The organism is Parashewanella sp. 2304DJ23-3 (assembly GCF_056591695.1).
This window is the reverse complement of record NZ_JBWQOH010000008.1, coordinates 14,927-37,306: the sequence shown is the minus strand read 5'-3', so window position 1 is coordinate 37,306 and position 22,380 is coordinate 14,927. Positions and strand designations below refer to the sequence as shown.

General features: G+C 38.8%; 20 protein-coding genes. 11 read left to right on the top strand and 9 right to left on the bottom strand.

The features are described from left to right. Positions 1-81 precede the first annotated feature (81 nt). The 4 genes from AC1EU2_RS14165 (at position 82) to AC1EU2_RS14150 (ending at position 2,759) form a co-directional block, all read left to right on the top strand. Complete coding sequence (locus AC1EU2_RS14165) at positions 82-729, top strand: hypothetical protein (RefSeq protein WP_480298924.1); 648 nt, start codon at positions 82-84, stop codon at positions 727-729. 74 nt (positions 730-803) lie between these two features. Beyond that, on the top strand, positions 804-1,397 hold the full coding sequence (locus AC1EU2_RS14160) for an HAD family hydrolase (protein ID WP_480298923.1): 594 nt from the start codon (positions 804-806) through the stop codon (positions 1,395-1,397). Positions 1,398-1,476: 79 nt separating this feature from the next. Next, the gene (locus AC1EU2_RS14155) at positions 1,477-2,127 is read left to right on the top strand and encodes a class I SAM-dependent methyltransferase (RefSeq protein WP_480298922.1); all 651 of its coding nucleotides are present in this window, start codon (positions 1,477-1,479) and stop codon (positions 2,125-2,127) included. Between the two features lie 110 nt (positions 2,128-2,237). Continuing rightward, positions 2,238-2,759 (top strand): GNAT family N-acetyltransferase, encoded by a 522-nt coding sequence (locus AC1EU2_RS14150; RefSeq protein WP_480298921.1) that lies wholly within the window; start codon positions 2,238-2,240, stop codon positions 2,757-2,759. Here AC1EU2_RS14150 and gltS read toward each other — a convergent pair. Together gltS and AC1EU2_RS14140 are read right to left on the bottom strand one after the other, a co-directional pair. Then, positions 2,738-3,931, bottom strand: coding sequence for a sodium/glutamate symporter (gltS, locus tag AC1EU2_RS14145; protein WP_480298920.1), 1,194 nt, complete (start codon positions 3,929-3,931; stop codon positions 2,738-2,740). The genes AC1EU2_RS14150 and gltS overlap by 22 nt on opposite strands. A gap of 39 nt (positions 3,932-3,970) precedes the next feature. Continuing rightward, a complete protein-coding gene (locus AC1EU2_RS14140; RefSeq protein ID WP_480298919.1) occupies positions 3,971-4,870 on the bottom strand; it encodes a TIGR01777 family oxidoreductase in 900 nt (299 codons plus the stop codon). 135 nt (positions 4,871-5,005) lie between these two features. On the opposite strand from AC1EU2_RS14140, the gene AC1EU2_RS14135 reads away from it, so the two are divergent. The 3 genes from AC1EU2_RS14135 (at position 5,006) to AC1EU2_RS14125 (ending at position 9,846) form a co-directional block, all read left to right on the top strand. Next, positions 5,006-6,076: an AI-2E family transporter gene (locus AC1EU2_RS14135; protein ID WP_480298918.1), complete on the top strand. Its 1,071-nt coding sequence runs from the start codon at positions 5,006-5,008 to the stop codon at positions 6,074-6,076. A 154-nt stretch (positions 6,077-6,230) separates the two neighbouring features. Next, positions 6,231-7,151 carry a class I SAM-dependent methyltransferase gene (locus tag AC1EU2_RS14130; RefSeq protein ID WP_480298917.1) on the top strand — a complete coding sequence of 307 codons (921 nt, stop codon included), beginning with the start codon at positions 6,231-6,233 and terminating at the stop codon, positions 7,149-7,151. A gap of 1,303 nt (positions 7,152-8,454) precedes the next feature. Then, complete coding sequence (locus AC1EU2_RS14125) at positions 8,455-9,846, top strand: hypothetical protein (protein ID WP_480298916.1); 1,392 nt, start codon at positions 8,455-8,457, stop codon at positions 9,844-9,846. Positions 9,847-10,041: 195 nt separating this feature from the next. On the opposite strand, the gene AC1EU2_RS14120 is transcribed toward AC1EU2_RS14125, so the two are convergent. The 3 genes from AC1EU2_RS14120 to AC1EU2_RS14110 form a co-directional block, all read right to left on the bottom strand. Then, positions 10,042-10,089, bottom strand: a complete 48-nt coding sequence (locus AC1EU2_RS14120; protein WP_480299054.1) for a prepilin-type N-terminal cleavage/methylation domain-containing protein — start codon at positions 10,087-10,089, stop codon at positions 10,042-10,044. A gap of 85 nt (positions 10,090-10,174) precedes the next feature. After that, complete coding sequence (gene pyk, locus AC1EU2_RS14115) at positions 10,175-11,614, bottom strand: pyruvate kinase (protein ID WP_480298915.1); 1,440 nt, start codon at positions 11,612-11,614, stop codon at positions 10,175-10,177. 193 nt (positions 11,615-11,807) lie between these two features. Then, the gene (locus AC1EU2_RS14110) at positions 11,808-12,662 is read right to left on the bottom strand and encodes a MurR/RpiR family transcriptional regulator (RefSeq protein WP_480298914.1); all 855 of its coding nucleotides are present in this window, start codon (positions 12,660-12,662) and stop codon (positions 11,808-11,810) included. A 356-nt stretch (positions 12,663-13,018) separates the two neighbouring features. Here AC1EU2_RS14110 and zwf point away from each other — a divergent pair, with 356 nt between their 5' ends. The 4 genes from zwf to AC1EU2_RS14090 are packed head-to-tail and all read left to right on the top strand — an operon-like array spanning position 13,019 to position 17,694. After that, positions 13,019-14,491 carry a glucose-6-phosphate dehydrogenase gene (gene zwf / locus AC1EU2_RS14105; protein WP_480298913.1) on the top strand — a complete coding sequence of 491 codons (1,473 nt, stop codon included), beginning with the start codon at positions 13,019-13,021 and terminating at the stop codon, positions 14,489-14,491. A 10-nt stretch (positions 14,492-14,501) separates the two neighbouring features. Beyond that, positions 14,502-15,203 carry a 6-phosphogluconolactonase gene (pgl, locus tag AC1EU2_RS14100; protein WP_480298912.1) on the top strand — a complete coding sequence of 234 codons (702 nt, stop codon included), beginning with the start codon at positions 14,502-14,504 and terminating at the stop codon, positions 15,201-15,203. 9 nt (positions 15,204-15,212) lie between these two features. Next, the gene (edd, locus tag AC1EU2_RS14095; RefSeq protein ID WP_480298911.1) at positions 15,213-17,039 is read left to right on the top strand and encodes a phosphogluconate dehydratase; all 1,827 of its coding nucleotides are present in this window, start codon (positions 15,213-15,215) and stop codon (positions 17,037-17,039) included. 13 nt (positions 17,040-17,052) lie between these two features. After that, positions 17,053-17,694 carry a bifunctional 4-hydroxy-2-oxoglutarate aldolase/2-dehydro-3-deoxy-phosphogluconate aldolase gene (locus AC1EU2_RS14090; RefSeq protein ID WP_480299053.1) on the top strand — a complete coding sequence of 214 codons (642 nt, stop codon included), beginning with the start codon at positions 17,053-17,055 and terminating at the stop codon, positions 17,692-17,694. Between the two features lie 56 nt (positions 17,695-17,750). Here the strand turns inward: AC1EU2_RS14090 and AC1EU2_RS14085 are convergent, their stop codons facing one another. From AC1EU2_RS14085 to AC1EU2_RS14070, 4 genes are all read right to left on the bottom strand, one after another. Next, a complete protein-coding gene (locus AC1EU2_RS14085; RefSeq protein ID WP_480298910.1) occupies positions 17,751-18,170 on the bottom strand; it encodes a hypothetical protein in 420 nt (139 codons plus the stop codon). Between the two features lie 221 nt (positions 18,171-18,391). Next, positions 18,392-21,022, bottom strand: coding sequence for an MlaD family protein (locus tag AC1EU2_RS14080; protein WP_480298909.1), 2,631 nt, complete (start codon positions 21,020-21,022; stop codon positions 18,392-18,394). After that, entirely contained in the window at positions 21,000-21,641 is a 642-nt protein-coding gene (locus AC1EU2_RS14075) for a paraquat-inducible protein A (protein ID WP_480298908.1), read from the bottom strand. Before AC1EU2_RS14075 ends, AC1EU2_RS14080 begins: the two co-directional genes overlap by 23 nt. Beyond that, the gene (locus AC1EU2_RS14070; RefSeq protein ID WP_480298907.1) at positions 21,634-22,266 is read right to left on the bottom strand and encodes a paraquat-inducible protein A; all 633 of its coding nucleotides are present in this window, start codon (positions 22,264-22,266) and stop codon (positions 21,634-21,636) included. The genes AC1EU2_RS14075 and AC1EU2_RS14070 overlap by 8 nt, the downstream gene beginning before the upstream one ends. Positions 22,267-22,380: the final 114 nt, after the last annotated feature.

Genomic DNA, 22,380 nt, shown 5'->3' with positions numbered 1-22,380 from the left:
GGCTGACAGAGCGCTTTATAGCTCTAAGCAAAATTTATCTATTTCAATAAAATAAAGACTCATTACTTTTAGTGAGTCAATATGAAAGCGCCTCAGTCACAAAGCACAGTTAATTATCAAGAAAGCAGCACAAAAGGTTCTTTAATTGCAAAAGTCGCCATAAGTGTCATATGTCTATTTTGTGCATTGGCGGCGTCATTTCTGTTTTTCGATTTTGAGCCTTTGTTTATCTCAAATAGAATTGCATTTTTCTCTAGTGGCTTGTTGCTGTTTCCTCTCGTCTTCAATCTAAACAATCTAGCTCATCATATCTTTGGTAAAAAGTTTGGATTAGGGATCCTTATAGGATGTGGTATTTTGATTTTTTTAGGACTCACTGTAAGCGGGTTTAGTTTTATAAATTCTTATGACGACCATAAATTCATCGATAGGGAGTTGGTTTGGGGATTGGTTATTATTGCACTCATAGTTGTTTACATTGCAGTTTTTATCAATTTCAGATTGTTTGCTCTCATGAAGGGAAAAGTCACTGGATTTTGCAGTTATTTTCTTTCTTGTTTTGTGGCCGAATGTTTCGTCAGCTTTGTTTGTATACCATTGATGATGTATATAATAAAACTGAATTCCAGTGAAATACTTTCCATTGCAGTCATTATGTTTTACAAAGTTTTTGCCAGCATATTCATCGCTTTTGTGGTAAATAAAATCTCTACTTCAGTTCGGGAATAGAGCATCAGGCATTTACATTTTCAACGACTTTATTTAGCTTGTATTTAAAAAGATAAATACGTTGTGATTCAAGAATGAATTTAGCCCTATTTGATTTTGACGGCACCATTACGACTGCTGATACGTTTACAGAGTTTATTAAACAAACTACCCCTAAAAAGCGAAAAATTGTTGGAAAGCTAGCTTTAGCTCCCATAATAGTGGGATATAAACTTGGTTTCATCCCTGCACATAAAGCTCGGCCTAAAGTGGCGCATTATGTTTTTAAAGGCCGAAGCGAAACAGAAGTGTTCGAAGAAGGCAGAAGGTTTGCTGAAAATTATATTTCGACAGTACTTCGCCAAGAAGCAATTGAACGAATCAAATGGCACAGAGATAACGCTGATAGGATTATTGTCGTTTCAGCATCCCTTAACCCTTACTTAGCTCACTGGTGTAAGCAACACGATTTAGAATTGTTATGTTCGAATCTTGAAATAAAAGATGGAGCTTTAACGGGGAATTACCTAGGTGCAGATTGCAGTCGTCATGAAAAGGTCAATAGAATTAATGCGCTGCTTAATATTAACGACTTCAATACAATTTACGCATACGGTGATACATTCGAAGATAATGAAATGCTGGCCATTGCAGATGAAAAATATTTTCAATGGCGTAAAATGAGTTGAATGCCTTAAAACATTTATTATCAGTGTGTTAACCGTTATTGTTAAGAGATTTAGAATTTATGTGCTATACATATAATGTATGGCTGCTCTTAGATTGCGCTACCAAACCCTTGAATTCGATAACACAGATATCCATCTGTGTACTTTACGTGATAGAAATCAATTCCATGATCCAAAAGGAGAAGCTGATAAACTTGGTATTTCTTCAGCGTCATGGCCTCTTTTTGGGATTGTTTGGCCTTCAAGTATCGTGTTGGCTGATTTTATGCAAAATTACGAAATAAAGAATAAACGGATTTTGGAAATAGGTTGCGGGATAGGGCTTACCAGCCTTTTATTAAACAAACGTAAAGCAGACATAACCGCTTCTGATTACCATCCAGCCGTTTCTGAATTTTTAGATCGAAATATCAAACTTAATGGTTTGAACGCCCTCAAGTATTATCGAGTAGACTGGACGGACAATGATCATGATTTTGGTAAGTTCGACGTGATCATTGGCAGTGATGTGCTTTACGATGAATTTTCGATTGAACCCTTAGCACAATTCATTAATAAGCATACTGAAGCTAATAGTGAAGTGATTCTTGTTGACCCTAGAAGAGGGCACAAAGGAAAATTAATAAAGCATATGCATAACCATGGTTTTGATTGTACTTCAGAAAACTTTCATTCTGAGGGCTCTTCTTTTGAACCCGTTAGAGGCCACTTATTAAAGTTTAAACGTTAATTCAACTCTATATATCATCAACCACTCTCGATATACTTCGTAAACCTATTTCATTTATTTTTAACATTTTTGCTCACAAAGCTACATTTGAAGCAATGTGAAAGGCCAACATGATTATTGCAGAATCAACAAGACTGGAGTTAAGAGAGTTTTCAAAAAATGATGTTAATGGCTTCTTTGAGTTAAATAATGATCCTATTGTTCTGAAATACACTGGCGATAGCCCGTTTAAAGACAAGCTCGAAGTAATGCGGTTTATTGATAATTACCAACACTATAATGAAAATGGGTTTGGTCGTTGGTCTGTGTATTTAAAAGACAGCAATCAATATATCGGTTTTTGTGGTCTTAGGAAATGTCGTATAACAGAAGATGTGGATATCGGCTTTCGGATTAAACGCGCATTCTGGGGGCAAGGTTATGCGTCAGAAGCTGCAGATTTGTGTTTAAAGTTAGGGTTTCAGACATTTGGCTTAAACACTATCGTTGCAAGGGCTATGGACGGCAATCAAGCATCTCATGCTTTAATCAAAAAGCTCGGAATGAGGTTTGAGTCCTGTTACCAAGAAAGCGGTAAGCCGTGGCTTAAATACTCCCTTGAGAAACAACACTACCTAAAAAAATGTAAATAGCCTTCAATGACAAAAAGATTAATAAGATCGTTAAAAAAAGCGCCTGCAATTGGAATGACCAAGAATGCTTTTTTGGATACTCCATGATGAGATACGACAGAGTTCATAATGGTTACGGCTGTTGGTGTAGAACCTAAACCAAAACCACACTGTCCACCTAAAATAACGGCGGCATCATAATCTGAACCCATGACTTTAAATGTTATCCAGTATGCAAAAAGAGCCATTATTATGGTTTGGACGACTAAAATGATTAGCAGTGGCAGAGCAAGATCAAAAATTTTCCAGAGTTGAAGGTTTACTAAAGCCATTGATAGAAATAGAGATAAACTTATTTCTGCAACAAAATCCATTGAGTGTTCAGAAAATCGATATTTGGGTTTTAGTTCCAAAAGGCTGGTAATGATTATGCCGCTAAATAATGCAAAAACAAACTTAGGTAAATTCAACCACCCAATATCCAATCCTTCTACAGCATCCTTTAAGTAAGTAGCGCCTATAACACACAAGAAAAGTAAAAATGCAGAATAGAGTGTACTCGTTGGACATACTTCGTTTTTAAATGTCTCAATATCTTCTTCTAGCACTACATCTGTTGATTTAAGGTTAAGACTGGATATTCTTTTATGAGCGAGTGGTCCACCAATGAGCCCTCCTACGACTAAACCAAAAGTGGCTGCCGCTAAACCAAGCTCTAGTGTATCAATACCATATCGCTCTTGAAAGACATCAGCCCACGCTACTGCGGTACCGTGGCCACCTGACAACGTAATAGAACCCGCCACCAAACCGTATATTGGATCGAGGTTCAGCATTTTGGCTAAACTTACACCTACTCCATCTTGTAAAATGAGAAATACAGTCGTTAAGAGCAAAAAAAGACCGATATTTTTTCCGCCAGATAATATTTTGTGAAAATTAGCATTAAGGCCGACAGAGGAGAAAAACATCAACATAAATGTCTCTTGTAAAGGGACATCCATACTGATATTGAAATTCAAAAAATGAAGAATAGTGATGAAGCTTGCAGCAACAATACCACCCGTAATTGCAGAGGGAATGTTGTATTTATCTAAAACTGATATTTTAGAGTTTAATGTTTGACCAACAATCAAGCAAAGTAAAACGACAGCAAAAGAGTATATTGGATTTACGACAATATTATGTGGCATAAAGTCCCCATCATTGACCCTCGCTAAAACTGTACGACTTTAGTGGGAGCCTGTAATTTGTTTGAAGGCTCTATCGATGGTTGGGTAATTAAACTCAAATCCAGTATCAATAAGCCTTTGTGGTATTACAAATTGTCCTTCAGTGAGTAACTTGCTCATCTCTCCCATGGCAAGATTTAAAACAAAGCTCGGCATAGGTAATACTGCCGGTCGTTTTAGGTGTTTTGCTAGCGTTTTACTGAAAATCAGGTTGCTGACTGGGTTTGGGGCTGTAGCATTAAAGCAGCCTTTACATGTTGATTCTGCGATTAAGTGCTGAATAATTCTGATTAAATCACGAAGATGTATCCAGCTTATACCTTGTTTGCCACTAGCAATTGGTCCTCCTAAGCCGAGTTTAAACGGAGGCAGCATTTTAGACAGGGCCCCCCCATTTGCATCCAATACAATTCCAATACGAATGATGCAAACTCGGGTTAATTCAGACTGTGATAAAAGTGCTAACCTTTCCCACTCTTGGCATAACTGATGAGTGAATTCATTATTAGGCCGAGCAGATTCGTCTATTGGAGACGAGGATTGAGCGCCGTAATATCCTATTGCAGAAGCGCTAATAAAACAAGCTGGTGGTTTTTCACCTTTGGAAATCAATTCGCTCAGCTTTGATGTGATCTCCCATCTGCTTTGGCAAAGCTGTTGTTTTTGTTGATCTGTCCAACGTTTATCAACTATCGGTTTTCCAGCGAGATTAATGATTATGTCGAAGTGATCAAGATTGTCAAAATCATCGAGCGTGTTAATGATTCTTGGAATCTCGCCCAAAACGTCAATCGCTTTTTTGGTATCTCGGCTCAAAACGGTAATTTTATGCTGAGTGCTTAACAAAGGTACGAGTTGTCGTCCTATAAAACCAGTGCCACCAGTGATGAGTATTTTCATTGCTTTAATCCCACAATAATTTAAAGCCAAAAGTAAATTCCTTATTTTGTAAGCAAATTATAGTAGGCTTTTTATTTTGCATACTTAAAAAGAGCAAGATAAGATCATGACGTAAATTAATTCAGGGAAGTGTCTATGCCACGATTTGATCAAAATACTACCGCAGTAAAGAGTTTTATCATTCTTGCATGTTTAGTCATCGTGCTTGCAGGAATAAAAGCCGCAAGTTCGATTGTAGTACCTTTTGTACTATCAATTTTTATTGCCGTGATCTGTAACCCGGCAATCAAAATGATGTCTAGATACCGGGTTCCTAAATGGCTTTCTGTCATCGTGTTAGTCGCCTTTATCGTCTTGATGGGGATGTGGCTAACAAGTATTGTAGGCAGTTCAATTAATGAGTTCTCAAATCAATTACCTCAATATCGAGAGCAGCTTGTACAGCAATTTACTTGGGTGATAGATAGACTTCAAAGTTTTAATATTCAAATATCTAAACAGCAAGTGCTTAACTACTTTGATCCCGGAGTGGCATTGTCGATGACAACCAATATGCTCTCTGGTGTTGGGAATGTTATGGCGAATGTGTTTTTAATTATATTGACTGTGGTCTTTATGTTGTTTGAAGCTGAGTCATTCCCTAAAAAGTTGCACTTTGCCCTTGATGATCCTGAAATGCGCATCAAACAGATTGATCGTTTTCTGCAGTCAGTGAATCAATACATGGTGATTAAGACCTTAGTAAGTTTGGCGACGGGTTTGGTTGTTGGTATCGGCCTTTCAATCATAGGCGTAGATTACGCATTATTGTGGGGTGTAGTTGCATTTCTATTTAATTATATACCTAACATTGGGTCTATCATTGCCGCTATACCTGCAGTTTCGTTAGCATTAATTCAACTTGGCCCAACAGCGGCTGGTGGTACTGCCGCATTATATTTAGCGACCAATATGGTAATGGGGAATATCATCGAGCCAAGGTTTATGGGTAAAGGACTCGGTTTATCGACTCTGGTCGTATTCTTATCTTTAATTTTTTGGGGGTGGCTGTTGGGCTCTGTTGGCATGTTGTTATCAGTTCCTTTGACTATGATTGTTAAAATAGGCCTTGAATCGAGCGAAAGTGGTAATTGGCTTGCTTATCTATTGGCTGATGATGTTGAAGATAAAGCGACATCTGAAGTGGTCGAGGATAAATCAGAATAGCGCTCAATAGCCGAGCAATGCGCAAGGCGAAACATAGAGCTCTCTTTGTATAGGTTGTGGGAGCACAATGGAGCAGGGTGACAAAAAACGTTAGAATATTTAATGACAGCTACATATAATGCCTGCATTTTTTCGCAATTAGACTTTCTCTAAAATGCAGGCATTTCTCAATGTTGTTTCTGGTATGGGGCTAACCCAAGATGCCAATAGACTTTTCCATGGCCGTGGCGGCGCTTATCCACAGTGCGAACATTTATGCTTGGATTGGTTTTCTCCTGTCCTACTTCTTACAAGTTTTAAAACGCTAACAGATGACGATTTAAATACTGCTGTCGTTGCAATAAAAAACAGATGGCAAGCACTCAGTAATGAGCCACTAAACCTAGTTTTTCAATATCGTTCTGGTTTGGGAACAAAGACTGAAGTCATTGAAGGGGATGTTCCAGAAAAGCATATCGTTACTGAGCATGGCGCTCAATATCTTATTCATCTACTGAGAGGGCAGAACCACGGTTTATTCCTTGATATGTCGAATGGTAGAAACTGGGTAAAACAAAATGCCCAGGGCAAGAAAGTATTAAACCTGTTTGCTTATACCTGTGGTTTTTCCGTGGTCGCATTATTAGGTCACGCTGAAAAAGTGGTCAATATAGATATGAGCAAAGGGGCACTATCAATCGGTAAGCAAAACCATCATTTGAATGGTTTAGAAGGGAGTGCAAGTTTCCTCGGACACGATATTTTTAAATCATGGGGTAAGCTGAAAAAGAATGGTCCTTACGATATGATCATTGCTGATCCTCCGAGTAATCAAAAAGGCTCGTTTATCGCAACAAAGGATTATTCTCGGTTATTAAAGAGATTACCTGAGCTAATGGCAGATGACTGTGAATTACTTTTATGTTTGAACGCTCCTGAATTAGATGAAAATTATTTGAAAGAGCAAGTAAACGACATTGTCCCTCAGCTCGAATTTATCTCTCGTTTAGACAATCCTGATGCATTTATTGATGTAGATAGTGATAGAGCCTTGAAAGTGCTTTATTACAAAAATTCTGAAAGTCTTTCTGTTTGAGTTACATGTTTTAGGCCTGAAACCCTAGAGGTCGTTCCCAATTAACGATTTCGATTTGCTGTTGTAGATTTTTTGTTTATTCAAGACGACGAATGTGAGGTGTAGTTGCTCTACATAAGCATTCGGCAACACAGAAGAAACGAAAAATGTACGCAGCCCTACGGGTTACGCCTAAAGGTGGTAAACTTTTTGTTACTCATCTTTCATTTAGCTCACTAAACTTCTATCTTTGTGCCTCGATTTTGCCAGTTTTAGGCAGTAACAAATCGAGATGACTAATTGGGAACGGCCTCTAGTTAGCTTGATTGGTATGAAAATCAAAACAAACATTTCTGAAAGTTTTATGTAACTATCGTGGGCTTTTTTGGTAACATGCATCCCGCACGATACGGTGCAATAAGGTTATGTCTAGACAATTCGTTTTGAAGAAGGCATACCTCTGATACCCCACAAAGCTGTTACTAAAAAAGTTGGAGTTAGTTATGGACCTACATGATTATGAAAGTGCTTATTATCAAGTTAAAGATGACGTAATTGACTCTCTACCAATTGAAGTTGATGATGAAGTAGCTTTTGACTAAGCTTTTTTGCGGCATGCTCAAAAAATAACAAAATAAAAAGCCATCGCAAAAAGTATCTAAAACCACTGACTCTTGTCGGTGGTTTTTTTATGTCTATTTATTTTGTTAAGAGGCGTAAAGATAAAGCTGAAATTAGAGTAGATGTTCAATTATTTTGATAAATTCATAGATTTTATTGTTCTATATAAATCATTATTTAAAATATACAAAAATATTATTAAACTCGATTTAACTGTTCTTGGTTTAATAAATCAAACTAATTCAATATGATGCACATAGTAAATTTCTGATTATTGGTTAATAGAGTTTTTGCTTTATTTATATTTCTTTCTGGTCTAATTTCTTTTACGTTTAAAGTTATTATTGTACTTGTATAAATGTGAGCCTAGTCAGGTGGTTGTGAAGCGGAATGTGATATTTATAAGGTGTTCTAATTAAAATTTGTTTTTACCGCTTATAGGTGAAAGTATTTATATTATATAAATATAAGAGAAAATGAATTAAAAATGCGAATAATTCGGTCGTTATAAATAATTAAAAGTTCCTTTTCATTGAACCTGATGAAATTAATTTCAGACAAAGTTAAAATTGTGACTAATTATTGATTAAGCTTTCAATAAATTAAAGGTTTGTTGAAAGGTTGATTTATTCAAAATAGTTTACATTGTAGTGTCGTTCCGATTGATGGAGTCATCAATATCAATCGTATGGGGAGTAAGCGCATGAAAAGAGTAAAAATTAGTAAAAGAAAAATTAGACACTTTGCCGATAAAGTTTTTGGTAAAACGAGTAATACGGCAATTGGTGTACAACAGCAAGAAATTGAAGATGCCCGCCTAGGAGTGGTGTACTTTTTAGGCAATTTGGAAGTCGAGAAAGCTGCATCCTTTAATACTGATTTATTTGGAACCTTTGTCAGTGGCGTTACTCCCGTAAGTGATATTAAAGATGGCTGTCAGTATCTTCTGAATTTTACCCAAGCAGGAAGAAAACTTAAGAGTGGGATAGGAGCTAAAGCAGAGTTATTTAAGGAATCTAAGGTCGGTAAAGCTGTCTCATCAGGCATTGGAAAGATGAGCGAGCAGATGGATAAACTCAAGCAAATGATCGCTGAGTTTTTTCAGAAGATGCTGGATAAGATTCGCCTCACATATGGGGATGCGCTACACGGGCTTGAGTGGGTTACTGAAATGGGAACTTGGCTAGTTTCAGAGTTTGCAGGCTCATTGGCCGATGTTGTTCCTGGTCTGGGTTATGTGAATAATTTTGTCGACCTTTATGACGGTCTTCGTGGTGGAATTCTAAAATCAAAAGAGTTCATTGAGCAGTTATGGTCTGGACATGGGGTTGAATTACTAGGAGGTCACCCTTCTGTTATTGCCAAAGCACTTTCTAGACATTCAGGCATCGGTGCAGCAAAAGCTGTTGGTGGCTTAGCAATTACGACTACTACAATTGGTTTGAAAGCGGCGGGAGATGCGACTTCTGGAACAGGAACCATTATAGGGCTCGTTGCAGGCATTTTGACTCGAATTGCCAGTATGATAGATTACATTATTCAACGCTCAAGATTAACTAAAGTACTGAAGAAAGCTAAAGAGGCATGGTTGAGCCGTACAACTCCAGGCAGTCTAGTACAAGATCATAAACAGTTTTCGGAATGGTTTCAGACGTCAGTGATAACAACGCCGATTATTGCATCATTAGCTGTTGGTTCTGGTTTCGTTGCTCACCCGTATCGTTTTGCTAAATTGCTGGTTGCTGAAGATCAGGCAATCAGCGATTCCGAATTCACTAAGTGTATGAAGCACATTAAAGTGTTGCAGAAAGTCGCTGCCAATCACATCTCAGAATACAAAGATAGCTACGGTGTTGAGTTTAAAAGTGATCAACCTGTAATTACTGGGCGTTTAGCACAACTTGATGCAGGAGCTAGTAGAGGCTTTATTGAGCACGAAGAAATTCATGCAACAATGAACCAAGATGAGCATAAACAACTTATCGCAGCAAACCCGACAGCGACTCATGATGCTGCCGATCAATTTATTAAAGAAGCTGAAAATTTGTCTGAAAATTTTGTGAACGATTATCAGCAATTAGCGATAGTCGTATAATATGCTTTCAAATCGGTTAAGGGCACTTTCTTGTGCTCTTATCATTTACAAGGCTCGTAACCAATTAATGGTTTGTCACTTAAGGGTTTTGGTGCTTCATAATAAACATAACATTCCAACTTTTTTATGTAGCATTTTGAGCGTCTGTTTTTAGATTTATGAACTTGAGTGCAGCAACAAAAGATAAGATCCCAATCAATACAATAACAGCATCAATTCGATAAGTGTGAAACCATTTTTTATCCATTGTTGAATACTAATCTAAAATTCAGGCACAAAAAAAGGTGTGAGTATTGAATACACACACCTTTTATCAAGAAAGTATTTACTAAGCTACTACAAGTACTTTACAAGTGTTTGTGCCGCCAACAGTTTCCATTGCGTCACCTTTAGTCATAAGCACCATGTCACCTGAATTCAGGTAGCCAGCAGCTTTAAGCTCTTCAACTGCATTCTTTGCTAACTGATCAGCTTTGAACTGAGTTGAATCAAATTCAACTGGCATAACACCGCGGTATAAAGCCATTTTCGCAAGAGCTTGAGGATGACGAGATAAACCGAAGATAGGCAATGCAGAGCTGATGCGAGACATAAGCTTAGCAGTTTCACCAGACTCAGTTAGAGCAATAATTGCTTTGATGCCTTTTAGATGGTTCGCAGCATACATTGTAGAAAGCGCAATTGTTTCTTCAATGGTTGTGAACTCTTGGTCTAAGCGGTGTTTAGAAGCACGGATGCTTGGATGCTCTTCAGCACCGACACAAACATTGCCCATTGCAATCACGGTTTCTTCAGGGAAGTCACCAGCAGCAGTTTCAGCAGAAAGCATAACAGCATCAGTACCGTCTAAAACTGCGTTAGCAACGTCCATAACTTCAGCACGAGTAGGCATTGGGCTAGTGATCATTGTTTCCATCATTTGAGTTGCAGTAATAACTACTTTATTCAATTGACGAGAACGTAGGATAAGTTTCTTTTGAACCGCTACAAGTGCAGCGTCTCCAATTTCAACACCTAAATCACCACGAGCAACCATAACAACATCAGATGCTTTAATGACATCGTCCATTGCTTCGTCAGTAGCAACGGCTTCAGCGCGTTCAACTTTTGCTACGATCATTGGTTCATGACCAGCATCTTTTGCTAGACTGCGTGCATAATCAAGATCAGCACCAGTACGTGGGAAAGAAACGGCTAAGTAATCAACTTTGATTGCTGCTGCTGTAATAATGTCAGCTTTATCTTTATCAGTAAGTGCTGCAGCAGAAAGGCCGCCACCTTGCTTGTTGATACCTTTGTTGTTAGAAAGAGGACCTGCAACTGTCACAGTCGTGTGAACTTTGCGGCCTTCAACTTTTTCAACACGTAGCTGAACACGACCATCATCAAGCATTAGAATATCACCGATGCTTACATCTTCAGGAAGTTGCTTATAGTCGATACCAACTTGGTTTTCGTCGCCAAGACCTTTTTCAAGTTCAGCATCTAGGACAAATGATTTTCCTAAGTCTAATTGAACTTTCTTATTGTCTTTAAATGTAGAAACACGGATTTTAGGGCCTTGTAAGTCACCTAAAATAGCAACTTGCTTACCTAGTTCTTTCGCGATACTTCTTACTTGATTAGCACGTTCTAAGTGATCTTCTGGTGAGCCGTGAGAAAAGTTTAAACGGACAACATTAGCGCCTTTTATAATGATTTTGCGAAGGTTATCATCGCGATCAGTAGCTGGGCCAAGAGTAGTAACGATCTTAGTTCTGCGGAACATGGGATACTCCGATTTGTATCTATTTATGAATTCTTAAACTAGAGCTAGTTTACCAAAGAAAAAAACAATATGTAGGAAAGTTACACCAAAATGAGATATAAGAAACAGTAATTTTTGTGATGAACAGCTAATTTTTGAGAGGAAGTTGGCGAGATGCTTAAAATGATCTCGCCGTCTGTAAATAGATAGCCAATTACAAAATGGTATCTTTCGTAGTTCTTGATTCTTTTAGAACTTCTTTTACTCGCTGTAAGTTTTCACGGAAACGAGGGCCACGGCGTAACATAAAGCCAGTAGCGAGCACATCAATAATAACAAGCTGAGCTAAACGAGACGCCATTGGTAAGAAAACATCTGTATCTTCAGGTACTTCCATTGTTACGGCCAATGTGCACTCTTCTGAGAGAGGTGAATTTCGAGCTGTAATACCAATGACAGCAGCACCATTTTCACGGGCGAGTTTAGCTATTTCGATCAGAGACTTTGTACGGCCTGTGTGAGAGATCAAAACCACAACATCGCCTTCATTGCAGTTAATACAACTCATACGTTGCATTAACACATCATCAAAACACATAACCGGTACATTAAAACGGAAGAACTTGTTTTGTGCATCGTGTGCTACAGATGAAGAAGCTCCCAGGCCAAAAAAAGATATTGTTTTAGCTTGAGTCAGCATATCAACAGCTTTATTTACGGCACCAATATCGAGGCTTTGACGAGCTGTATCAAGGGAAGCCATTGAAGATTCAAAGATTTTTGTCGTGTAAGAATCTGGTGAATCATCTTCTTCAACATGACGGCTTACATAAGGTGTACCATTTGCAAGACTTTGAGCAAGATGTAATTTAAAATCAGGGAAGCCCTTTGTATCCAACCTACGGCAGAATCGATTGACGGTAGGCTCACTCACGTCAGCCATCTTGGCGAGTGTGGCAATGCTTGAATGAATTGCAGTCTGTGGAGAAGCAAGAATGACTTCAGCTACTTTACGCTCAGATTTACTGAAGTGTATGAGGCTTTTTTGAACCTTTTCTAGAGTGTTCATAGGCGTGTGTCCGCTCTAATTAATGATTGTAATTTTATTTTTGGTTTTGTACCCGATTGATCACACGTCATATTGAATCAAATCAGGATGCAGGGTGTCACTTTTTACGTCAATTTTGAAAAGTTTACTCAATCTACAGTAAGTTAACTACAAAAAGAATAGCAGATTTGTACTGTAACTGGCTACAACATAAAAATGACTAATTTGCATTTTACAGGTGCATTTAACAAATTCTGTTGTTATATTACAACAAAATCTTATGATCTTAATTGGATAATCAACTAAAGGTCACAGATAAGACATATTGATTAGCTATATTAATAAGTCTGAACCCTACAATAGGAGCGTCGTTCGTAATGGGCAAAAAAGCATCAGAAGCTAAAGCATGTGATTTTGTTTTATTCGGTACTAAGGGTGATTTGGCAAGAAGAAAACTACTGCCATCTTTATATCAACTAGATAAAGCCGAATTGCTTTCCTCTGAAACTCGCATTATTGGTGTTGCTAAAGATGATTTTACTCAGCAACAATTCCACGAGCTGGTGACCACAGCCTTAAATACCTTCGTTAAAGAAGAACTGTGTAATGAAACGGTGAAACGTTTTGTTGAACGTTGTCATTATATAGGTACCAACTTCAAAGAGGTTGAAGGTTATGCTCAATTCCATGACATTCTAGAACCAGAAAAACGAGTCATGGTGAACTATTTTGCTACACCTCCAGCCATCTTTGGTGATATCTGCCGTTGTCTTAAAGAGCAGAACCTGATCAACCCTGAAATGCGTGTTGTATTAGAAAAGCCAATTGGTCACGATTTAGAATCCTCGCAAATCATCAATAACCAAGTTTCTGCCTACTTCGATGAATCACAAGTTTACCGTATTGATCATTACCTAGGTAAAGAAACCGTTCAAAACCTTATTGCACTCCGTTTCGCTAACTCACTTTTTGCGTCAAAATGGGATAACCGTACGATCGATCATGTACAGATTACGGTTGCAGAAGAAGTTGGTATTGAAGGCCGCTGGGGCTATTTTGATAAAGCTGGCCAAATGCGAGATATGATCCAAAACCATTTGCTACAAGTTTTGACTTTAGTTGCAATGGATCCTCCCGTTAATCTTGGTGCTGACAGTATTCGTGATGAAAAAGTAAAAGTGCTTAAATCACTGCGTCGTATTAACGAGAACAACGTTTTTGAAAATACCGTTCGTGGTCAATACAGCAATGGCTTCTTAAACGGAAAGGCAGTGCCAGGATACCTTGAGGAAGAAGGGGCTAACACTGCATCAAATACAGAAACTTTTGTTGCACTGCGAGTTGATATCGATAACTGGCGTTGGGCTGGGGTACCTTTCTATCTAAGAAGTGGTAAACGCATGCCATTTAAGAGTTCAGAAATTGTAGTTTATTTCAAAAACCCACCACATAACTTGTATCGTTCAAGTTACCGTAACTTACCACCTAATAAACTGACGATTCGTCTACAGCCACACGAGGGTGTAGAGATTCAGATGATGAATAAGGTTCCAGGACTAGAGCAAAAGCAACGCCTGCAAACAACAAAGTTAGATTTAAGTTTTTCAGATACATTTAAAAACGATCGTATCGCTGATGCTTATGAGCGTTTGCTGCTTGAAGCAATGTTAGGAAATCAGGCTTTATTCGTACGCCGTGATGAGGTTGAACAAGCATGGAGCTGGGTAGATGGAATCATTGATGCGTGGGAAGAGAGTGGTGAAAAACCGAAACCGTATCCAGCAGGTTCGTGGGGACCGGTAGCATCGGTAGCCTTAATTAGTAAAGACGGTCGTTCATGGGACGAGTAGAGCGTATAAAATGAAAGAAGCAGTGTTTAAATCATTTGACGATGCTGATCAACTTGCAGAAAAGTTGGCAGAGAAAATCGCAACATTATTACAAGAAGCCATTGATTCACGTGGTAAGGCAAGTTTAGTAGTTTCTGGTGGTTCAACACCAGTGCCGTTATTCAAACTGTTAAATACAAAAAACATCGATTGGTCTGACGTTTATATCACGCTTGCTGATGAGCGTTGGGTTAATGCGGATTCGGATGCGTCAAATGAAGCTTTAGTAAAAGCGCATTTATTACAAAATAAGGCCGCATCCGCTAAATTTACAGGGTTGAAAAACATGTTTTCAACGGCTGCTGAAGGTGTGCAAATGGCAACAGACAGGCTGCAGCATTTCTCTGAACGATTTGATGTGGTGATTCTAGGTATGGGCAATGATGGTCATACCTGTTCATGGTTCCCATGTGCAGAAAGAGCCGAGTTGGAACATGCATTAACCACGCCTGATGCTATCGCTGCTGTAACACCAAGCTCTGCACCACATGAGCGTATTACATTTACAAAATCAAGAATCTTATCCAGCCGACAAATCTTTTTGCATTTGGTTGGAGAGCAAAAGCTGACGGTTTATCGTCAAGCATTAAAAGACAATGACATTTATACAATGCCAATACGAGCGGTTTTAACTCAACACAAAGCCCCTGTAGATGTGTATTGGAGTGCCTAAGGAGGCAAAATGCATTCAGTAGTTCAGTCTGTCACTGATAGGATCATCGAGCGCAGTAAAACAACGCGTGCTCAATATCTTGCAGCATTGAAGGATGCAAAAACACAAGGCGTGCATCGCAGCTCATTGAGTTGCGGTAACCTTGCCCACGGTTTTGCAGCATGTAATCCGGATGATAAAAATGCCCTAAGGCATTTTAACAAAGCGAATATTGGTATTGTGACGGCGTTTAACGACATGCTGTCAGCACATCAGCCATACGAACATTATCCCGAATTGCTGAAAAAAGCATGCCAGGAAATTGGGAGTGTTGCACAAGTAGCAGGTGGTGTACCAGCTATGTGTGATGGTGTGACTCAAGGTCAGCCTGGTATGGAGCTTAGTTTATTGAGCCGTGAGATCATCGCCATGGCTTCAGCCGTTGGTCTATCTCACAATATGTTTGACGGTGCTTTATTACTTGGGATCTGTGACAAAATTGTTCCTGGACTATTGATTGGTGCATTGAGCTTTGGTCATTTACCAATGTTATTTGTTCCAGCAGGGCCAATGAAGTCAGGTATCCCAAATAAAGAAAAAGCACGAGTTAGACAAAAGTTTGCACAAGGGCTTATTGGGCGGGAAGAACTACTCGAAGCAGAGTCTGCATCTTATCATAGTGCTGGTACTTGTACTTTCTATGGTACGGCTAACTCAAACCAATTGATGCTCGAAGTGATGGGGCTGCAATTACCCGGTTCTTCATTTGTTAATCCTGATGATCCGTTGCGTGAAGCGTTAAACAAGAAAGCAGCACAACAAGTGTGCCGTTTGACAGAAAATAGCGGTCAATACACGCCAATTGGTGAAGTTGTCAGTGAAAAATCGATTGTAAACGGAATCGTTGCGCTATTAGCAACAGGTGGTTCAACCAACTTAACCATGCACATTGTTGCTGCTGCACGTGCTGCTGGCATCATTGTGAATTGGGATGACTTCTCTGAACTGTCTGATGTGGTACCACTGCTTGCTCGTGTTTATCCGAATGGTCACGCTGATATTAATCATTTCCATGCTGCAGGTGGTATGGCTTATCTAATTCGTGAGTTGCTTGATAATGGCATGCTCCATGAGGAAGTTGAGACTGTTGCAGGGCAAGGTTTACGTACTTATACGAAAGAACCAAAAATCATCGATGGTGAGTTAACTTGGGTCGATGGTCCAACTGAAAGCCTAGATAAAGAAGTATTAACTACAGTTGAAAATGCTTTTCAACCCAATGGTGGTTTGAAGCTTATGAAAGGCAATTTAGGCCGCGCTGTTATTAAAGTCTCTGCAGTACAAGAACAAAACCGTATTGTAGAAGCGCCGGCAGTGGTGATTGACGATCAAAATAAACTTCAAAAAATCTTCGATGACGGCGGCTTAGACCGTGACTGCGTCGTTGTTGTTAAAGGACAGGGACCAAAAGCCAACGGTATGCCTGAGCTGCATAAATTGACTCCATTATTAGGCTCACAGCAAGACAAAGGCTTTAAAGTAGCTCTAGTCACTGATGGCCGAATGTCTGGTGCCTCAGGTAAGGTGCCAGCCGCAATTCACTTAACTCCAGAAGCAATTGATGGTGGATTAATTAGTAAAATTCAAGACGGAGATTTAGTTCGTGTTGATGCCATTACTGGTGACTTAAGCTTGTTGGTTGATGAAACAACACTGGCTAACCGTGAAGCTGAAAAGATTGATTTACAACGTTCACGCTATGGAATGGGACGTGAGCTGTTTGGTGCCTTGAGAGCAAACTTAAGTAGCCCTGAAACGGGCGCTCGTTCTACTCAAGCTATTGATGAACACTATTAAGGAATCGAGAATGATTAAACAAAATAATTGGTCAATTCAACCTGCAGAAGTATTTGCTTGCAGTCCAGTTGTTCCTGTTATGGTTATCAATAAAATTGAGCATGCTGTCCCTTTGGCTAAAGCACTTGTCGCTGGCGGAATCAAAGTTCTTGAAGTGACGCTTCGTACCGAATGTGCCTTAGCCGCAATTGCAAAAATTAAAGCTGAAGTACCTGACGCAATGGTTGGTGCCGGAACAGTATTAAATGAAGAACAGTTGGCAGATGCGGTTAATGCAGGTTCTGAATTTATCATTACTCCAGGTGCAACAACGCATTTATTAGAAGCTGCGATGAAAGGAAGTGTTCCGTTAATCCCTGGTGTTGCCAGCATTTCTGAAGTGATGAAGGGAATGGATCTAGGGTACACGCATTTTAAGTTCTTCCCAGCTGAAGCATCTGGTGGTGTTAAAGCTCTTAAAGCTTTTTCTGGCCCACTTTCTAATATTCGTTTTTGCCCAACAGGTGGAATTACACCTGATTCTTATAAAGATTATTTAGCATTACCCAATGTTGAATGTATTGGTGGTAGCTGGATTGCTCCTACAGATGCAATGGAATCAGGTGATTGGGATCGTATTACCGAACTTTGTAAAGAAGCACTTGCAGATTTATAAACGTTATTGATATTGCCAAATAAAAAGCCACTGAAATTACAGTGGCTTTTTTTGTTTTAATATGCATCGAGTAATTTAAAAATCTGCCGGCGCTGTTCTGGTGGAAAGGCGTAATAACTAAATGATGTTTCGCCATAAACTTTGTTCTTAATTTCGATTCTGTGCGGTAAGAAGCGAGTAATTCGATAACCTTGGTAATCGGCTTGTTTAATGTGTGTTTCATATTGATCGTCTTTGAATATGATTTTTTCATCAGTGATCTCTAATGAATGCGATCCAGCATTAAATTTAAAATAGATATACGTAAATGTAAAAATTGTGACGAGAGCTGAAACAATGAGACTCTCTATAAGGCCAATATCGAATGAAAATACCTTTTTAAAAAAGAATGCAAAAGCTAAGAAATAAATAATGTAAATAAAACCTTCATAACATCTTGAAAAATAATCTTGAAACTTAGACTGCTCGAACTTCATGACACTTCCTTATTTTGCATTCTTGTCTACATTTTTATCAAAATTAACATTTATAACAGTGGCTTACAAACTCTTGTTGGGACTTTAATCGTATGGAATGAGTGCAAGATATTGTATTCAAGTGCGGGGGGCAAAAGAATTTGTAGGTTTATGTAATGAGTATGAGCTGTATTTTTGCCAGCCAGATAACACATCCGACTGGCAAACGTAGATTTAAGTACTTATTGTTTTGGCGCCCAATCATTCCATCCTGATTTTTCTTCAGGGTGCAGTGTGAAAGTATTTTGAGGTGCGAGATGATTTGATGAAGTTGTTTTATCTTCTGTAACAACAGCAATACCACCAACAAGTATATTTTCTAGCGAACCAGTATCAATTTGTAAGCCTGAGAATATCCCTGCATCAACTTTAATGCCTGAACGTTCCCAAAATTGACTGCTCTGATTAACATATTTCGCAAACTTGCTATCAATGTAAGCTTCTATTTCCACATTATTACCATGTTTATTTAAGTGGTAAGTCTCAACTTGGCCGACAGGAATACCTCTAAAGAAAATATGAGTGCCTTTAGTTATAGATCCCAATTCACTCTTGACGAGAGTGATTCTATAGGCGCCTTTAGGTGCATCAGAAAAAGGAGTTTTACTTAACTTCCCATTGAAATTGTCTGCGTCATTTTTGCTAACACCGGGAACTACAGAGACATAAGAGCCTGTAAGTATAGTTTCAGGAGCCTTGATACCAGCTAATGAGATTTCTGCGTTAACAAGAGAATAAGTAGAGTCTGAACGAGTGAACGACTGGGCGTACTGGCTTTGCAAGTATCCCGTGGCTGTCATTGATTCTAAATCTTTGTTTAACCTTACACTCGTGATTTTACCAACTTCAAACCCTTGGTATGAGATAGGGGCGTTAGCCTTTAAGTTCGATTTCGCTGAAAAATCAATGGTTATAGGTTTTGCTTGTGCAATCGCAAGCTCACTAGAGTCGTACAGAATATGGCTAGACGTTGCGGGAGATGCTTTTAGTAACCCAAGGCTAATACTGCTTTGTAATAGACCGCTTAGAGGTGCAATATCAACTTTGATACCATTCAAACCGGCATCAATACGAGCTGCCTGATTACGCCAAAATACGGTCTTATTATTAATAAGAGAATGGAACTGTTTATTGATGCCTAATTTGATTTCAAATTTATCAGTATCGGAAAGCCATTTTACTGCTCGAATTTGACCAATACGCATTTTTTTATAAAAGATGGGCGAACCATTTTCAAGCCCATAAGATTCAGCAGATATCAGGTTGTAACCGATTGAGTTTGCTTCGATAACTGATTCACTCGCAATATCGGTAGACTGATAAAGATGTAGAGATGACGTTAATGAATTCTCTTGGTTCGATTGTTTTCCAATCAATTCAATGGAACCATTTAAAGCACTTGCAAGATCGCCTGTTTTTACCGATACACCTTTTAGGTTCGCACTGATATTCAATGCAGGCTTTGGGATGAAATAACTGGCCTTATTAATTAAATTGCGAAATTCAGGTTTAACTTCAGCTGAATATTTTACGTGGCTGAGATCTTTCGCTAGGGAAACTTCATTCACTTTACCAATTTTAATATTACGATATGTGATTGCAGACCCATCTTTCAAACCGAAGTTCTCATCACTATTGATCGTAAATTTAAATGATGGTGCTTTAGCTTCGTCTGGTTCATCGGTAAGAAGTGTATATTCAGTTTCTGAAGCGCTTGTTGTGCCTTGACCAGGAAGAAAACTAATTACTGCACCAGTAACTAACCTTGAAGCGTGTTTAATGCCATCTAAGCCTATTTGTGCACCTGCAGTCCAAAACTTTGAGGTATCAGAGAGTAAGTGAGTGTATCTGTGATAAATCTGAGCTTCTACTTCTATTTTGCCATTTTTTAATTCGGTTTTAGTTACATTGCCCATGGTTAGACCACGATATTCAATGCTAGTACCGATGTTGATGCTATCCGCTGAGTTCGTTATTAGTTTGATATTGAGCCCGCCAACGGCTTCTTCTTCAGTGTCAAACAAAGTATAAGTGGCACCTGAGTTTGTTTGCTTACTATCGCCTGGGGAATCAAAACTGATCCCGCCAGCAATGATAGAGGCTAGACTTTCAGCGTTGATTTTAATACCAGAAAGAGATGCATCAACTTTAACGCCAGATGTATTCCAGAAATGACTGTTCTTCTTAATCAAATAAGCGTATTGCTTTTCGACAAATACGCTAATAGCAACTTGATCACTCTTATCTAAGCGGAAACTCACCACATTACCTACAGGAATTTGACGGTAGAAAATATGAGAGCCTATATCAATTGAACCCAATTTTTTCGCATATAAAGTGATCAGCATCCCTTCGCTTGCAGGCATTATCGGTGGTGCTTCTAGGCTTGCTTCAAACTTTAATTTACGAACACCATCACCGGGTTTTATTGCAATATAATTGCCAGAAAATAGCGTATCTAGACCTTCAATCTTAGTAATGCTGGCTTTAGGGCTGACTAACCAGAATTGAGAGTTTTCATTTAAAAAAGGCTCCCCACGATAGTTCATATTAACGGTTACAATGACACCTTGAAGTGAACCGTCAATTTCAATATCGGTAACCTTACCAACGTTTACCCCTTGATATTTGACAAGTGTCTTACCAATTTCAATACCAGTCGCATTCGGGAAGTGAATTTTAACTTCAGTTCCTGCATCTTTTATTCCTTTGACGAGAAGCCAAATTCCCAAAAGGAATGCTACCGCTGGTAACAGCCAGATCGGGGAGAAAAGTTTCTTTTTTACTATTTTAGGAGTTTCGCTTTGAATCATGTTCCGTTTCCACTTTATCCCACAACAATCTTGTATCAAGCACTTTGGCCGCCAACTGGGTGAATAAAATTACTAGAGCAAAAGGTGTTGCAGCAGGGCCTGCTTGAGCATCAAGCAGCTGTCCCATATTAACTAGAGCAACCGTTAATGAAATTACACATAGATCAAGCATAGACCAGCGCCCAATCCATTCAATGATATGAAAACCTTTCATAAGCACACGCTTAGGAAGTGGTAAATTAAAACTGATGGCTGAAAGGTAAGTAATTAACCCCAATATTTTCAACCATGGTACGAGAATACTGGCAATAAATAGAATAATGGCTATTGGTATCATGCCTAAGTCGATGGTATGAAGAATCCCCGTAAAAATAGTATCCTCAGTTTCTTTACCTTGTTTTGTAATGATACTGATTGGATAGTAATTAGCAGGTACCAGCATGATTGCCGCTGTGATTAATAGAGCCCAGGCTTTTTGGATACTGGAGTGATCTCTATCTCGTAATTCAGTGCCGCATCTATCACAATTATTGAGCGTACGATGACATACCCTTTTGCATGTGTGACAAATTAACAAATCAAGTTCACTGCCTTGAGTATATTCCACCTTTTTAGTCATGAAGGTGGTTCCACATATGTTCTATGTCATATTCACGTTGCATAAAAATCATCGTTATGAACAACATGGTGTAGCAAAATGTCCCTATACCAAAATAAACATCAGCAAAATCACCTAAATTGAACGAGGTCACCAGCAAACTGATGATATATATTTCAGGCATCGAAAACTGTTTAATGAGATTATGCTTTTTGAGTAAAAACCTGAATGCATTTCTTGCAAATATATTATCCATAGCAAACTTGATGATTAATGTTTGCGAGAGAATAGAGAGAACGAAAAATAAGGGCGCAACAATAGCGGCAAGTATCACAGCTATCCCAACGACATAAAAGCCTTGGCTTAAAACGGCATTTGCGCCTTCAAAAACCGTAGAGGTTCTGACACTGCCAAGAAAGTGAAGTTCCAAAATGGGAAAATAGTTAGCAGGGATTAACAATATCAGTGCTGTGATGCATAAAGCTAATAAACCGTTTATGGTGCAAAATGGAGCATGATAAAGGGCTGTATGGCAACGAGGGCACAAGGCTCGGACACTCACAGGAAGCGCACGTTTAGAAACGACAACATCACAAGAATGACATAAAACGACAGATTCTAAGTCCTTGTTGGTACTACTCGACACCTTACGATTTCCATTTGGTTTTGCGTTTATCAAATTTTAGCAATACTTGTGATCAAAATCGATTTTGTTTTTAGGAAATAATGCAAATTAAAATCTAAATTTCAGCAACACGAA